The organism is Tardiphaga sp. vice154 (genome assembly GCF_007018645.1).
Classification (GTDB): Bacteria; Pseudomonadota; Alphaproteobacteria; order Rhizobiales; family Xanthobacteraceae; genus Tardiphaga.
The window spans coordinates 4,274,513-4,289,953 of the sequence record NZ_CP041399.1 but is presented as its reverse complement, the minus strand read 5'-3'; the positions used below and the strand labels follow the sequence as shown (position 1 = coordinate 4,289,953).

The 15,441-nt window shown below is 65.7% G+C and carries 12 protein-coding genes and 1 riboswitch; of the genes, 7 read left to right on the top strand and 5 right to left on the bottom strand.

Annotation, left to right across the window (positions count from 1 at the left end):
* Position 1: 1 nt before the first annotated feature.
* From FIU28_RS20080 to FIU28_RS20065, 4 genes are all read right to left on the bottom strand, one after another.
* Positions 2-778 carry an ABC transporter ATP-binding protein gene (locus FIU28_RS20080; protein WP_143574905.1) on the bottom strand — a complete coding sequence of 259 codons (777 nt, stop codon included), beginning with the start codon at positions 776-778 and terminating at the stop codon, positions 2-4.
* On the bottom strand, positions 775-1,797 hold the full coding sequence (locus tag FIU28_RS20075) for a FecCD family ABC transporter permease (protein ID WP_143574904.1): 1,023 nt from the start codon (positions 1,795-1,797) through the stop codon (positions 775-777). Before FIU28_RS20075 ends, FIU28_RS20080 begins: the two co-directional genes overlap by 4 nt.
* A complete protein-coding gene (locus FIU28_RS20070; protein WP_143574903.1) occupies positions 1,791-3,746 on the bottom strand; it encodes a TonB-dependent receptor plug domain-containing protein in 1,956 nt (651 codons plus the stop codon). The genes FIU28_RS20075 and FIU28_RS20070 overlap by 7 nt, the downstream gene beginning before the upstream one ends.
* Before the next feature lie 33 nt (positions 3,747-3,779).
* Positions 3,780-3,981: riboswitch (cobalamin riboswitch) on the bottom strand.
* 58 nt (positions 3,982-4,039) lie between these two features.
* Positions 4,040-4,633 carry a TetR/AcrR family transcriptional regulator gene (locus FIU28_RS20065; protein WP_143574902.1) on the bottom strand — a complete coding sequence of 198 codons (594 nt, stop codon included), beginning with the start codon at positions 4,631-4,633 and terminating at the stop codon, positions 4,040-4,042.
* A gap of 182 nt (positions 4,634-4,815) precedes the next feature.
* Here FIU28_RS20065 and FIU28_RS20060 point away from each other — a divergent pair, with 182 nt between their 5' ends.
* The 3 genes from FIU28_RS20060 to FIU28_RS20050 all read left to right on the top strand — a co-directional run bounded on the left by FIU28_RS20060 (position 4,816) and on the right by FIU28_RS20050 (position 9,767).
* Positions 4,816-6,030 carry an efflux RND transporter periplasmic adaptor subunit gene (locus tag FIU28_RS20060; protein ID WP_143574901.1) on the top strand — a complete coding sequence of 405 codons (1,215 nt, stop codon included), beginning with the start codon at positions 4,816-4,818 and terminating at the stop codon, positions 6,028-6,030.
* Positions 6,031-6,146: 116 nt separating this feature from the next.
* Entirely contained in the window at positions 6,147-9,347 is a 3,201-nt protein-coding gene (locus tag FIU28_RS20055; protein ID WP_143574900.1) for an efflux RND transporter permease subunit, read from the top strand.
* Positions 9,348-9,509: 162 nt separating this feature from the next.
* On the top strand, positions 9,510-9,767 hold the full coding sequence (locus FIU28_RS20050; protein ID WP_143574899.1) for a hypothetical protein: 258 nt from the start codon (positions 9,510-9,512) through the stop codon (positions 9,765-9,767).
* Positions 9,768-9,770: 3 nt separating this feature from the next.
* On the opposite strand, the gene serB is transcribed toward FIU28_RS20050, so the two are convergent.
* Positions 9,771-10,658, bottom strand: a complete 888-nt coding sequence (gene serB, locus FIU28_RS20045) for a phosphoserine phosphatase SerB (protein ID WP_143574898.1) — start codon at positions 10,656-10,658, stop codon at positions 9,771-9,773.
* Between serB and miaA the strand changes: the two genes are divergently transcribed.
* The 4 genes from miaA (at position 10,636) to FIU28_RS20025 (ending at position 15,360) form a co-directional block, all read left to right on the top strand.
* Positions 10,636-11,592: a tRNA (adenosine(37)-N6)-dimethylallyltransferase MiaA gene (miaA, locus tag FIU28_RS20040; protein WP_246660748.1), complete on the top strand. Its 957-nt coding sequence runs from the start codon at positions 10,636-10,638 to the stop codon at positions 11,590-11,592. The genes serB and miaA overlap by 23 nt on opposite strands.
* 392 nt (positions 11,593-11,984) lie before the next feature.
* A complete protein-coding gene (locus FIU28_RS20035; protein ID WP_143574897.1) occupies positions 11,985-13,763 on the top strand; it encodes an acetolactate synthase 3 large subunit in 1,779 nt (592 codons plus the stop codon).
* A 161-nt stretch (positions 13,764-13,924) separates the two neighbouring features.
* A complete protein-coding gene (gene ilvN / locus FIU28_RS20030; protein ID WP_143574896.1) occupies positions 13,925-14,467 on the top strand; it encodes an acetolactate synthase small subunit in 543 nt (180 codons plus the stop codon).
* A 20-nt stretch (positions 14,468-14,487) separates the two neighbouring features.
* Positions 14,488-15,360, top strand: a complete 873-nt coding sequence (locus FIU28_RS20025) for an EamA family transporter (protein WP_143574895.1) — start codon at positions 14,488-14,490, stop codon at positions 15,358-15,360.
* Positions 15,361-15,441 lie beyond the last annotated feature (81 nt).

The following is a 15,441-nucleotide window of genomic DNA, read 5'->3' as shown; positions in this document are numbered from 1 at the left end:
CTCAGACTCCCGCCCAAGGCAGGATGACGGTCTCGTTCCGATAGTCGGCGCGAAACGCGACGACGCGGAACACGTCGGCCATCACCTCGTCCGACAACGCCTGCGCCGGCGCGCCATCCGCGACAAGGCGGCCTTGCGACATCACCAGCACCGTATCGGCAAAGCGCGCGGCAAGGCCGAGGTCGTGCGTCACCACGATGACCAGCACGCCGCCGTCGGCGACATCGCGAAGATTTTTCATGACGTCGAGTTGGTAGCGCGGATCGAGCGAGGCGGTCGGCTCGTCGGCCAGCACGATCGGCGCCTCCACCGCCAGCACCCGCGCCAGCGCGACGCGGCTGCGCTCGCCGCCGGACAGTTCGGTGACGCGGCGCGCGGCGAAGCCGGTGACGTCGGTGGCCCGCATCGCGCGTTGCACGGCAGCCTCATCGGCTGGCGACAGCCGCGCCGGATTGGTGGCGCCGTGCGGATAGCGGCCGAGCGCCACGACGTCCTTCACCTCCAGCGGCCAATGCACGACGTGGCCCTGCGGCAGATAGCCGAAGCGCTTGGCGCGCTCGCGCAGCGAGAGTTTGGCGAGATCGTCGCCGGCGACATGGATTGCACCGGTCGAAGGCTGCAGGCCGGCGAGCGCGCGCAGCAGTGTGGTCTTGCCGGCGCCGTTGGGGCCGATCAGCGCGACGAGGTGTTTCGGCTGCAGCGCCAGCGATACGTCACGCAGGATGGCGCGGCCGGACAAGGTAACGCCGAGGTTCCGGGCGGTGAGCAGCGCGGTCATGCGACGCCTCCGCCGAGCGCGCGGCGTTCACGCAGGATCAGATAGAGGAAGAACGGCACGCCGATGATCGAGGTCAGCACGCCGACCTTGATATCAGTAGTGGAAGGAATGATCCGCACCGCGATGTCGGCGGCGAGCAGCAACGCCGCACCCGCCAGCGCGCTGGGCACCAGCAGCCGGCCGGGATCGTGGCCGATCAGGGGACGCATCAGATGCGGCGCGACCAGGCCGATGAAGCCGATCGTGCCGGCGACCGCGACGGCGCCGCCGACGCCGAGCGCAACGCCGGCGATCACCAGCAGCCTGAGACGGCCGACATCGACGCCGAGGCTCTGCGCGGTTTCTTCGCCCAGGCTGAGCGCGCGGAACGCGCTGCGCTGGGTCATCAGCAGGATGCCGCCGGCCACTATGAAAGGCAGCGCCAGTTCGACGTGGCGGAAGCTGCGGTCCTCCAGCGAGCCGAGCAGCCAGAATGCAATCTCCAGCGCGGCAAACGGATTCGACGACAGGTTCATCACCAGCGCGGTCGCCGCACCTGCAAGGCTGGAGATCGCGAGGCCGGCAAGGATCAGCAACAGTAGTCCTGCGCTGCGGCCGGCGATGCCGAGCAGCACGAATACCGAGACAAAGGCCATCGTGATGCCGGCGACCGGCAGCGCCCAGGAGCGTACATCGGCCAAGCCCAGCGCGATCATCAACACCGCGCCGAAGGCGGCCGATTGCGGCGCGCCGAACAAAGACGGCGACGCCAGCGGATTGCGCAGCAGTCCCTGCAGCGCCGCACCGGACAGGCCGAGAATGGCGCCGATAGCGAGGGCCAGAATGGCGCGGGGCAGGCGGATCTCGCGCACGATGGTCTGCTGCACGTCGCTGCCGCCACCGAACAGCGCGTCGAGCACGGTGAGCGGCGACATTTTTACGGGGCCGGTGCCGAGCGAGCCCAGCGCCAGCAGCACGACGAGCCCGAGGAGGGCGATGGTAACAAAAGTCCGGCGCTGCGGAGAAATCGACGTCACCATGTGGCGTTGAGCCCGGCATAGGCGGCGGGACCCGTGGTGCCGAAGTTCAGCACTTCCTGATAGCGTTCGTTGAGCAGGTTCTCGCCGCGGGCAAACACCTTCCAGTTCGCGTCGAGCCGGTACTCGCTGTAGAGGTCGACGCGGGTATAGGCATCGACCTGGCCGACCTGGTTGGCGCTGGAAAAGCGCTTCGACACGGTGGTGACGCGCGGCTCGATCATCCATTTGTCCGTTGGCGTGATAGTCAGTGCGAAGCGCGCGAAATTCTTCGGCCGCCGCGCCAGCACTGCGCCGGTGGATAGGTCCGTGGCGTGAAGATAGGTGTAGGCGGCGTTGAACTTCATCAGGCCGGGCAACAGGATGACATCGGCGCCGACCTCCAGCCCGCTGGTTTCGGCGCGCGCGACGTTGACATAGTAACCGTTCGGCCGCGAGGCGTCGCTGACAAAGTTGATCAGATTGTTGAGGTCGTTGGCGAAGCCGGTAACGGAGAGAACCACCCGGCCGCCGAGCAGGCTCTGGTCGATGCCGGCGTCATAGCCGAAGCTGGTTTCTGGCGTCAGCGACGTGTTGCCATACTGCCGGTCGTAAAGCTGGAACAGGGTCGGCGCCTTGGCGCCGGTGCCGGCGCTGGCGTGGAATTTGGTGCCGGTCTCGCGGATCGCATAGGCCGCGGTCGCGCGCCAGGTCTCGAAGCGGGCGACATCCACCACATCGTCGACCCGGCCGCCCAGCGAGACGGTGAGCCGTTCGCCGATCGGCACCGACCACAGCGCGAACAGCGAGTTGGTATCCTGACGTCTGTCGAGGGCCGGCGTCTGCGCGCCGGGGATCGGCAGGAGGGCCGTGGTGGAGGTCTGCGCGGTCTCGGCCTGCGTCTTGGCGCCGGCGATCAGCGTGCCGAAGGCGCCGAGCTTCAGCGTCGCCTGGTACTCTGCGCCCAGGCTGTTGCCATTGTAGTCGGAGATCGTCGAGGTCGTATTTCGTGGCAACGTGTTGGTGCGGTAGGTCACGTCGTTGAACGAACGCTCGGTGTGGGTGTTCGACACGGTGACGGCGTGCGTGAGTACCCCGCCGAATGAGTCGATGGTCGCTCGCCCGTAGATGGTTTCCAGCAGCCGCGTCGCGGCGGATGGCGTGTCGGGAAACGTGCCGCTAGCGGCATCATAGGCCGAGCGGGTGAACGACGAGACGATGCCGGATTCCAGCCGGAGGCCTTCGCCGGCATCATAGCCGAGGCGGGCCGAGCCGCCGACGCGGTCAAAGCTGTCGCTCTCCATATTGGGGAAGCGCGCTTCGAGTGCGGGGATGCGATAGCCGTAGCGCGAGAAGCCGTTGCTGTGCTGGCCGCCGCCGGTGAAGGCGTAGGACCACGGCCCGCTCGAGCCGGTCAGCGAGCCCTGGGTCACTGCGGTCCCGTAGCTGCCGGCCTCGGTGCGGACATTGACCTGCGCGGGCCCGGCGCCTTTTCTGGTGATGATGTTGATGACGCCGGTCATGGCGTCGGAGCCGTACAGCGCGCTCTGCGGTCCTTTCAGCACCTCGATGCGTTCGACGGCAGAGGGCGTGAACATCGCGAATTCGAAATCGCCGGAGGCAGCGGTGGGATCGTTGACGCGGATGCCGTCGATCATCACCAGCGCCTGGCCGCTGTTGCCGCCGCGGATGCGTACATTGGCGGTGCCGCCGGGGCCGCCATTCTCGGAGATGTCGAGACCCGGCACGGTGCGCAGTGCATCGACCAGCGAGCCCGGATTGCTGGTGGCAATGGTCTCGCCGGAGACGACACTGATCGAACTGCCGGTCTGGCTGAGCGGCACCGGGGTGCGATCGGCGGTGACCACGAGTTCGGGGAGCTGTTGCGAGTTCGACTGCGCGCGCGCGGCACTGGTGCCGGCGCAGAATGCCAATATAGCTGCCGTGCCGGCAGCAAGATTCCGGATAGCCATCGATAACCCCTTCCGTCGACCCACCGTCGAACGAGTTGAAACTCGTCAGCGGCCGGTCTCCTGGCTCGCGGTCGTCTCTCGATCCGCCTTCCCAGACCTGCTCAGGTCCAGTGGCGTCGTGGATCGAAAATGGCCGCTTACAGTTGCGGGGGCAGCCGCGGAATAGGGGAGTAATCCCCGCACCGCATTCCCGTTTCACCTCCTTGCGGGAGGCACCGATGACGGATCACAGGAAGCACAGCGCCGGGAAGCGTGCAACCGTCCAGGTCGAAGGCGCTCAGTGTCAAAGGCGCTCAGACCGGCGGCCAGCTGCGCATCGTCATGTCGGCGATGCGGCGCAACTGCGCGTGGTCGGCGCCGCCGGCGGCCTGCACCGCCATGCCCTGCAGCATCGCGGAAATGTAGCGCGCCAGATCGGCGGCGTCGGCGCCCTCCGGCAGATCGCCTTCGGCGAGCGCGCGCGCAAAGCGCTGGCGCAAATCGCTTTCGCCCTTGGCGCGGCGGGCCATCAATTCCTGCTTGATCGTCTCGGCGGCGTCGCCGCAGCTCAGCGCGCCCTGCACGGCAAGGCAGCCCGGCGGGTGCGCGGGGTTGGTCAGCGCGTCGGCGGCCTCGTACAACACATGCGAGACGACCTCGCGCGCCGTCGGCTTGGTCAGCGCGACCTGGAAATAGCCGCCGGGGCCATCGACATAGCGGTCGAGCGCCTTGCGAAACAGCTCTTCCTTGTTGCCGAAGGCGGCATACAGGCTGGGCTTGGTGATGCCCATCGCCTCGGTCAGGTCGGCCATCGACGCGCCCTCATAGCCCTTGCGCCAGAAAACCTGCAGGGCGAGGTCGAGTGCCTGTTCGCAACTGAATTCGCGCGGGCGGCCCATGATGGCCATGTGACGATGCCTCCAGAATAGATCTAACGAGTTTCGTACCTTTCGTTAGATATGTCTCTTGACAGCGGAAGTCGATCCCCCATCTATACCGAACGTTACGGATGTGTGCGGTGCAGCATAGCGCCAAGTCATCTTACCCGAATACCGGGCTCAAACGAGTCCAAGGCTTGATGGGATTCGCCATGACCCAGAATATCGCCCGCAAGATCCTGATCGGCACCGGGATCGCCCTGGTCGCCGTGACCATCGGCGGCAGCGCCGCGCTGATCAATCTGTCCAGCTATGCGGCGCAGGCGGAGACCGCCGCGGCTGTTCCGCCTGCCGTGTCGGCCTCCGTCGCCGTGGTCGCCGCCCGCGCGACGGCCCCCTCCGACGCGTTTTCCGGCCGGCTCGAGGCCGTGGAGCGGGTCGAGATACGCTCCCGCGTCGCCGGCGCAATCCAGGAAATTCACTTTCGCGAGGGCGCGCTGGTCAAGAAGGGCGACCTCCTGGTGCTGATCGACCCCGGCCTCTTCGCCGCCGACGTGGCGCGGGCCGACGGCCAGGTCGCCGCCGCCCGCGCCCGGCTGGTGCTGACCAAGAACGAATTCGACCGCGGCCAGCAGCTCAACGATTCGCGCTGGATCTCGCAGAAGGACCTCGACAGCCGCATCAACGGTTTTCGCGAGGCGGAGGCCAACCTGAAGGCGGCTGAAGCCGCGCTGCAGACCGCCAGGCTCAATCTCGGCTATACCGAGATCCGTGCGCCGGTTGCCGGCCGCGTCGGCAAGATCGAAACCACCGTGGGAAATCTGATCGCGGCAGGGCCCGGCGCGGAGGTGCTGACCACGCTGGTGTCGATCAATCCGATCTATGCCAGCTTCAACGCCGACGAGCAGGTGGTGACGCGCGCGCTGAAGACGCTGGTGGACGACAAGACCCCGGCGGATATCGACCGCATTCCGGTCCAGATGGTCACCGGCGCGTCGGACAAATCGATTAAGGGCCACATGCAGTTCATCGACAATCAGGTCGATGCGAAAAGTGGCACCGTGCGGGTCCGCGCCCAGTTCGACAATGCTGACGGAAGGCTGATGCCGGGCCAGTTCGCGCGGCTGTCGATGGGCCAGCCGAAGCCCGAGCAGACCCTGCTGGTTTCTGAGCGTGCGGTCGGCACCGACCAGAACAAGAAGTTCGTGATGGTGGTCGACGACAAGGACAGGGCGGAATACCGCGAGGTCACGCTCGGCGTCTCGGTCGAAGGCCTGCGCGTGGTGCTCGGCGGGCTGAAAGCCGGCGAGCGGATCGTCGTCAACGGCCTGCAGCGGGTGCGTCCGGGCGTGCAGATCAAGCCGGAAATGGTGGCGATGGACTCAGCCCATCTGGAGCAGGCCAAGACCGCCGTCGCGGCGCGCTGATTATTTCACCCTCCCCCTCCAGGGGAGGGTGAAGAACTGCGACGCCATTCCAGCGACCCGTCAATCGTGCCGGCACCAGTGCCTGCTATGCGCGCTGCCATTGAAAAGATGACACCATGAACTTCTCCCGATTCTTCATTGATCGCCCGATCTTTGCCGGCGTGCTGTCGACGCTGATCTTCCTGGCGGGCCTGTTGTCGATGCCGGTGCTGCCGATCTCGGAATATCCCGAGGTGGCGCCGCCGACCGTGGTGGTGCGCGCGACCTATCCCGGCGCCAACCCGAAAGTCATTGCGGAAACCGTGGCGACGCCGATCGAGGAGCAGATCAACGGCGTCGAGGGCATGCTCTATATGAGCAGCCAGGCGACCACCGACGGGTTGATGACGCTGAACGTCACGTTCCGGCTCGGCACCGATCCCGACAAGGCGCAGCAGCTGGTGCAGAACCGCGTGTCGCAGGCCGAGCCGCGGCTGCCGCAGGAAGTCCGCACGCTGGGCATCACCACCATCAAGAGCGCACCCGATCTCACGATGGTGGTGCATCTGACCTCGCCCAACGGCCGCTACGACATGACGTATCTGCGCAATTACGGCGTGCTCAACATCAAGGACCGCCTGGCGCGCCTCGAAGGCGTCGGCCAGGTGCAGCTGTTCGGCTCCGGCGACTATTCGATGCGGGTCTGGCTCGACCCGCAGAAGGTCGCGGAGCGCGGGCTTTCGCCCGGCGACATCGTCAAGGAGATCCGTGCCCAGAACGTGCAGGCCGCCGCCGGCGTGGTCGGCGCGTCGCCGGGCGAGCCGGGGCTCGATCTACAGCTCTCGATCAATGCGCAGGGCCGGCTGCAGACCGAAGAGGAATTCGGCGAGATCATCGTCAAGAACGGCAGCAATGGCGAAGTGACGCGGCTGCGCGACGTCGCGCGGATCGAACTCGGTGCCGCCGACTATTCGCTGCGCTCGCTGCTCAACAATGATTCCGCCGTGGCGATCCCGATCTTCCAGTCGCCGGGCTCCAACGCCATCCAGATCTCCGACAACGTCCGCAAGACGATGGCCGAGCTGAAGCAGAACATGCCGGACGGCATGGACTACAGTATCGTCTATGACCCCACCCAGTTCGTCCGCGCTTCCATCGAAGCCGTGATCCATACGCTGCTGGAAGCGGTGGCGCTGGTGGTGCTGGTCGTCATCCTGTTCCTGCAGACCTGGCGCGCCTCGATCATCCCTTTGATCGCGGTGCCGGTGTCGGTGGTCGGCACCTTTGCGGTGATGCATCTGTTCGGTTTCTCGATCAACGCGCTGACGCTGTTCGGACTGGTGCTGGCGATCGGCATCGTGGTCGACGACGCCATCGTCGTGGTCGAGAACGTCGAGCGCAACATCGAAGCAGGCCTGGCGCCGAAGGAGGCGGCCTATCAGGCGATGCAGGAAGTCACCGGTCCGATCATCGCGATCGCCCTGGTGCTGGTCGCGGTGTTCGTGCCGCTGGCCTTCATCACCGGGCTCACCGGGCAGTTCTACAAGCAGTTCGCGCTGACGGTGGCGATCTCCACGGTGATCTCCGCGTTCAACTCGCTGACGCTGTCGCCGGCGCTCGCCGCGCTTCTGCTGAAAGGCCACGACGCACCCAAGGATGCGCTGACCCGCGGGATGGACAGAGTGCTCGGCGGTTTCTTCAAGCGCTTCAACCGTGCCTTCACCTGGAGCTCGAACGCCTATGGCGGCGGCGTCGCCAGCGTGATCTCGCGGCGCGGCATCGTGATGGTCGCCTATGTCGTGCTGGTCGGCGTCACCGCGCTGCTGTTCAAGGCGGTGCCGGGGGGCTTCGTGCCGGGTCAGGACAAGCAGTATCTGGTCGGCTTCGCGCAACTGCCCGACGGCGCCACGCTGGATCGCACCGAAGAGGTGATCCGCAAGATGGGCGAGATCGCGCGTGCCACGCCCGGCGTCGAGGACGCCATCCAGTTTCCCGGCCTGTCGATCAACGGTTTCACCAACTCGTCGAACTCCGGCATCGTGTTCGTAACGCTGAAGCCGTTCGAGGAGCGTAAGGACAAGTCACTCTCCGGCGGCGCCATCGCCATGACGCTGAACGGCAAGTACTCGAAGATCCAGGACGCCTTCATCGCCATGTTCCCGCCGCCGCCGGTGTCCGGCCTCGGCACGATCGGCGGCTTCAAGCTGCAGATCGAGGACCGCGCCGGCCTCGGCTACGAGGCGCTGTCGGAGGCGACCAAGGCGTTCATCGCCAAGGCCTCGACGCAGAAGGAACTGGTCGGGCTGTTTTCCAGCTACCAGATCAACGTGCCGCAGCTCTATGCCGACATCGACCGCACCAAGGCGCGTCAGCTCAGCGTGCCCGTGACATCAGTGTTCGAGACCATGCAGATCTATCTGGGATCGGTCTACGTCAACGACTTCAACAAGTTCGGCCGCACCTATTCGGTGCGGGTGCAGGCGGATGCGAAATATCGCGCGCGCGCGGACGACGTCGGCCTGCTGAAGGCACGCTCCGATACCGGCGAGATGGTGCCGCTGTCGACACTGCTGAAGATCAAGGAGAGTGCCGGGCCGGAGCGGGCGATGCGCTACAACGGCTTCCTCACCGCCGACCTCAACGGCAATGCCGCGCCGGGCTATTCGACCGGGCAGGCGCAGGACGCGATCACGCGGGTGGCGGCCGAAACGCTGCCGAAGGGCATCGGCTTCGAGTGGACCGAACTGACCTATCAGGAAATCATCGCCGGCAACTCGTCCTTCATCGTGTTCCCGGTAGCGCTGTTGCTGGTGTTCCTGGTGCTCGCCGCACAATATGAGAGCCTGACGTTGCCGCTGTCGATTATCATGATCGTGCCGATGGGCCTCCTGGCCGCGATGTTCGGCGTCTGGGTCACCGGCAGCGACAACAACGTGTTCACGCAGATCGGCCTGATCGTGCTGGTCGGGCTGTCGGCGAAGAACGCGATCCTGATCGTCGAATTCGCGCGCGAGCTCGAATTCAACGGGCGCACGCCGGTGCAGGCGGCGGTCGAGGCCAGCCGCCTGCGGCTGCGGCCCATTCTGATGACGTCGCTGGCCTTCATCATGGGCGTGGTGCCGCTGGTGATCTCCACCGGCGCGGGCTCTGAGATGCGGCAGGCGATGGGCGTCGCGGTGTTTTCCGGCATGATCGGCGTCACCGCCTTCGGCATCTTCTTCACGCCGATGTTCTACGTGCTGCTCCGTGCGCTTTCCGGCAACCTGCCGCTGACGCAGCACGGTGATGCAACCGTCGGCCTCCCGATGCCCCAGGGTGAGACGGCGTCGCATCACTAACCGTCCGGCGCGGCGGCAGCGCCGCGCCGGAATTGGAACTTTTCGTAGGGCGACGAATTATCGCTGCGGCCGGAACAAAGCGTAGGTACATGAATCCGGCAATAACCTCGGCGCCTGATCGGTCCGGGGTTGTTTACGTAGCAAGTTGAATGGACGCGTCGCGTGGTACTGCATCGAGATATTTTCTGGCTGGGTCGGCAATGGGCCGTCACCGGCTACGGCATCCAACTGGTCAGCACCAAGCACGACATGCGGTTTGACGTCCCCGCTGCCGATATTGTCCGCGACGATCTCGATGCGACGCTTCGCGATGAGCCGTGGTTCGATCCGGACGATTTCGCCGATGCCCTGCAGGTCGCGCGCCGCCGTGTCGAGGAGAGCCCGATGATCTTCCAGCCGCCGATGAGCAACGAACGGTAGTTTCTAGCTCACGAATTCACTTCGCTTGTAGCCCTGCGCATAGAGCAGCGCGGTGAGGTCGCCATGGTCGATGCGGGCGGTGGCTGCCGCGGCCACCGCGGGCTTGGCGTGATAGGCGACGCCCAGGCCCGCGCTTTCGATCATCGCCAGATCGTTGGCGCCGTCGCCGACCACCAGCGTGTCGATGCCATCGATGTCGAAAGACTCGCGAAGGTCATCCAGCGTCGCGAGCTTGGCAGCGCGGCCGAGAATCGGCTCGTTGACCAGCCCGGCCAGCTTGCCGTCCTCGACCACGAGTTCATTGGCGCGGTTTTCCTGGAAGCCGATCAGCTCGGCGACCTTTTGCGTGAACAGCGTGAAGCCGCCCGAAACCAGGCAGGTATAGGCGCCATTGGCGCGCATCGTCTGCACCAGTTCGCGCGCGCCGGACGTCAGCGATATCCGCGACGCCAGCACCTCGTCGACGACTCCGACGGAGAGTCCCTTGAGCAAGGCGACGCGCTCGCGCAGCGCCGGCTCGAATTCGATCTCGCCGCGCATCGCGCGTTCGGTGATGGCGGCGACATAGGCTTTCAGGCCGGCAAAATCGGCGAGCTCGTCGATGCATTCCTGGCCGATCATGGTCGAATCCATGTCGGCGAGCAGCAGCTTCTTGCGCCGCGTTGCGCGCGATTGCACGACGACGTCGATCGCGAGATCGCCGCGCGCCTGCCGCAGCCGCTCGGCGATCGCCTGGATATCGTCGTCGCTCTCGAAGTAGAAGTCGGCGGCGACCCCGTCGCTCAGCCAGTGCGCCTCGTTCGGCGGCAACACCGCGCGCGCGCCTTCGACGATCGTGCTATCGAGGGCGGGATCGGCAGGATGGCAGATGAGGGTAGCGACAAGCGACATGATGGATTCCGGGCCGGAAAAAGGTGCGCTGCTTATCGCAGGGCCGACCGCCAGCGGCAAGTCGGCGCTGGCGATGCGGCTGGCGCGCGTGCAGGGCGGCGTCATCATCAATACCGATTCGATGCAGGTCTACCGCGACCTGCACGTACTCACGGCGCGGCCGACGCTGGACGAAGAGGCCGAACTGCCGCACCGGCTGTATGGCACTGTGGATGCCGCGGTGAATTTCTCCGCCGGGGCGTGGGTCGCGGAGGCGGCGAAGGTGCTGGCCGAAGTGCGTGCGCAAGGTCGGCTGCCGATTTTTGTCGGCGGCTCCGGGCTATACTTTAAGGCCCTGACACGGGGTCTATCGGATGTGCCGCCGATCGCCCTGGAGGTGCGCGACGATGTCCGCGCGCGGCTGGAGCGGGACGGCGTCGAGGCGCTGCATGCCCAACTGGCGCTGCGCGACGCGGAGAGTGCCGCGCGGCTGCATCGCAACGACCGCACGCGGATCGCCCGCGCGCTGGAAGTCGTCGAGGCGACCGGGCGCTCGCTGACCGACTGGCACCGCGACGCGCTGCCGCCGCTGCTGCCAGCCGGCACGTTTCGGGCGATGTTCCTCACGCCGGAGCGCGACGAACTGTATGCGCGTATCGATGCGCGGTTCGATCGCATGCTGCGGGCAGGGGCGCTGGACGAGGTCGCCGCCATGGCGGCGCGACACCTCGACCCGCTGCTGCCGGCGATGAAGGCGCACGGCGTGCCGGCACTGATCCGGCATCTGGCGGGCGAGATCTCGCTCGAGGATGCCGCCGTAATCGGCCGCGCCGACACAAGGCATTATGCCAAGCGGCAGTTCACCTGGTTTCGGCATCAATTGCCGGAATTTGGTTGGGTGGCGCCTGAGGCGGTCTGTAGCCCGGATGACAATCCGGGGCTCGCCCCTCCATGAGCGCTGGCCCCGGATTGCGGCGCCGCGCCCTAAGTGGCGCGCCACCTTCATCCGGGCTACCTGCCGCCGCGTGCATTGCTGGGTGTGCGAATTTCGTGCTCGCGGAACGACCAAGTCCGGACTAGCTTGTCATCACGCGATACCGACGCCTTGCGCTTGACTTCCAATCCCGGGCGGCTATATCTCGCGCAACCTTAGAACGTTCGAGCGATCAGATGCGCAATAAAATTACCCACCTTATTATCGTCGTCGTACCCAGGCACATCGCCGGGGGTGGTTGAGGCCATCCACTCGAAGGCGGTGTGCGGGGGTCCTCAACGGGGCCCTTTTTTATTGTCCAGCGACTTTCTCGTCCGACCAAGCCGCGCCGAATGGCGCATCCGGAGCCCGTCATGACCGATATGAAGCCCAGCGATCCCAACCAGATGACCGGCGCGGCGATGATCGTCCGCGCGCTCGCCGATCACGGCGTCAAGCACATCTTCGGCTATCCCGGCGGCGCCGTGCTGCCGATCTATGACGAGATCTACCAGCAGTCCGAAGTCGAGCACATCCTGGTCCGCCACGAGCAGGGCGCCGGCCACGCCGCCGAGGGCTATGCGCGCTCCACCGGCCTGCCGGGCGTCGTGCTCGTCACCTCGGGTCCCGGCGCCACCAACATGGTGACGCCGCTGGCTGACGCGCTGATGGATTCGATCCCGCTGGTCTGCATCACCGGGCAGGTGCCGACGCATCTGATCGGCAATGACGCATTCCAGGAATGCGACACCGTCGGCATCACACGGCCCTGCACCAAGCACAACTGGCTGGTCCGCGACGTCAATGACCTCGCCAAGGTGCTGCACGAGGCGTTCTATGTCGCCACCACCGGCCGTCCCGGCCCGGTCGTGGTCGACGTGCCGAAGGACGTGCAGTTCGCCACCGGCACCTATCATCCGCCGCGCAAGGCCGACGTGCATGTGTCCTATACGCCGCGGGTGAAGGGCGATGCCGCGCAGATCCGCAAGGCGGTGGCGCTGCTGGCCGGCGCCCGCAAGCCGGTGATCTATTCCGGCGGCGGCGTCATCAATGCCGGCTTGTCGGCGTCGAAACTGCTGCGCGAACTGGTCGAAGTCACCGGCTTTCCGATCACCTCGACCCTGATGGGCCTCGGCGCCTATCCGGCGTCCGGTCCGAACTGGCTCGGCATGCTCGGGATGCACGGCACCTACGAGGCCAACATGGCGATGCATGACTGCGACGTCATGCTGTGCGTCGGCGCGCGCTTCGACGATCGCATCACGGGACGTACCGATGCGTTCTCGCCGCATTCCAAGAAGATCCACATCGACATCGATCCGTCGTCGATCAACAAGAACATCCGGGTCGACGTGCCGATCATCGGCGACTGCGCCAATGTGCTGGGCGACATCCTGCAGGTGTTCAAGGCCGAAGTGAAAAAGCCGGACACACATCTGTGGTGGAAGGAGATCGGGACCTGGCGCGCCCGCAATTCGCTGGCCTACAAGAAGAATGCCGATGTGATCATGCCGCAGTTTGCGGTCCAGCGATTGTTTGAGGCGACCAAGAATCTCGACACCTACATCACCACCGAGGTCGGCCAGCACCAGATGTGGGCGGCGCAGTTCTATGGCTTCGAGGAGCCACATCGCTGGATGACGTCCGGCGGCCTAGGCACCATGGGCTATGGCCTGCCGGCGGCACTCGGCGTGCAGGTCGCGCATCCCGATGCGCTGGTGATCGACATTGCCGGTGACGCCTCGGTGCAGATGACGATGCAGGAAATGTCGGCGGCCGTGCAGCACAATTTGCCGATCAAGATCTTCATCCTCAACAACCAGTACATGGGCATGGTGCGGCAGTGGCAGCAATTGCTGCACGGCAACCGGCTGTCGCATTCCTACTCCGAAGCGCTGCCGGACTTCGTCAAGCTGGCCGAGGCCTATGGCGGCGCCGGCTTCCGGGTCGAGAAGCCCGGTGATCTCGACGGCGCGATCCACGAGATGATCAAGGTGAAGAAGCCGGTGCTGTTCGACTGCCGCGTTGCCAATCTGGAAAACTGCTTCCCGATGATCCCGTCCGGCAAGGCGCACAACGAGATGCTTCTGCCGCTGGAAGCCAATGACGACGCCACGGCTGCCGCCTTCGCCGGCGGCAAGGCGCTGGTGTGATCCTGCCAGTGTAAAGCTTGAAGCGTCATCCTGAGGAGCCGCGTAGCGGCGTCTCTTAGGACGACGCGCCACGATGGACATGCCGTCGTCCTTCGAGACGCGCGCCACGGCGCGCTCCTCAGGATGACGGGACCTGAGAACTTCGCCGACAGGAAACGACAATGGAACAGCCCGCCTCCGCCTATTTCATGGAAGACCGCCACGATCCCAACGAGACGCACACGCTCTCGGTGCTGGTCGCCAACGAGCCGGGCGTGCTGGCGCGCGTGATCGGGCTGTTCTCCGGCCGCGGCTACAATATCGAAAGCCTCACCGTGTCGGAGACGGAGAGCCAGAAGCACGTCTCGCGCATCACCATCGTTACAACGGGCACGCCGATGGTGATCCAGCAGATCAAGCACCAGCTCGACCGCATGATCCCGGTGCACCGCGTCGTCGACATGACGATTTCCGGCCGCTCGATCGAACGCGAACTGGCGATGGTGAAGCTGCGTGGCACCGGCGACCACCGCGTCGAGGCGCTGCGGCTGGCGGAAGCCTTCCGTGCCCGCGTGATCGATGCCACCACCGAGAGCTTCGTGTTCGAGATCACCGGCAACACGGCCAAGATCAACCAGTTCATCGACCTGATGCGTCCGCTCGGCCTGGTCGAAATCTCCCGCACCGGCGTCGCCGCCATCAGCCGCGGCGCGGAGGGGATGTAGCCTCGCGCGCATTCTAGTTCATGAAACCCTTCGATATCGCGCTGGCCGTCGCCGTGGCCGTGATCTGGGGCGTTGGCTTCGTGCTGACGCGGATCGCGCTCGACGAGATCTCATCGACGCTGCTGACCGCGTTGCGCTTCGGCATCACGGCCCTGCCGTGCCTGTTCCTGCCGCGGCCGCGACTGTCTTTCGCGCTGGTGCTGGGCATCAGCTGGCTGCTGGTGTGTCAATTCCTGGCGCAGACCTATGGCCTCGCCCATGGTGTCCCTGCAGGGCTGACTGCGGTGATCGTGCAGAGCCAGGCGCTGTTCACCGTGGCTTTCGCCGCGCTGTTCCTGCGCGAGCATCCGACCCGGCTGCAGGTGCTGGGGATCGGCATCGCGACCTGCGGGCTGGTGCTGATCTGTTTAACCGTGGGGTATGACTTCAGCGTTGGCGCCTTTGCGGTACTGATGACGGCGCCGGTGAGTTTTGCGTTTTCCAATCTGCTGCTGCGCCGCGCCGGTGGCGTGCCGATGCTCGATCTGTTCGCCTGGATCGGACTGCTGGCGATGGTCCCGCTGCTCGGCGTGCTGCTCTTTGTCGAGGGGCCGGGCGCGACCTGGCAGGCATTGGTGCATATTTCTCTGCCGGTTGCGGCCTGCGTGGTCGCGCTGGCGGTGCTGGGGACCACGCTCGGCTACTGGATCTGGGGCCGGCTGCTGCGCGAATATACCGCCGCACAGGTGGTGCCGTTCGCACTCCTGGTGCCGTTCATCGGCGCCGGCGCCTCGGCCATCGTGTTCGGCGAGACATTCGGCACGCTGCGGCTGGCCGGGATGATGGTGGTGATCGCGGGCATCGGGGTGATGCTGCTGTCGCCGCGACCGCCGCCACTGCCCGAGATCGCCTGATGTGTGCACTGCGGCAGGCGCAAAATCACCGTCGCGGGCTTGTCTCGCGGCTTACGTCGCCCTAGAAACCGGCGGCAATTC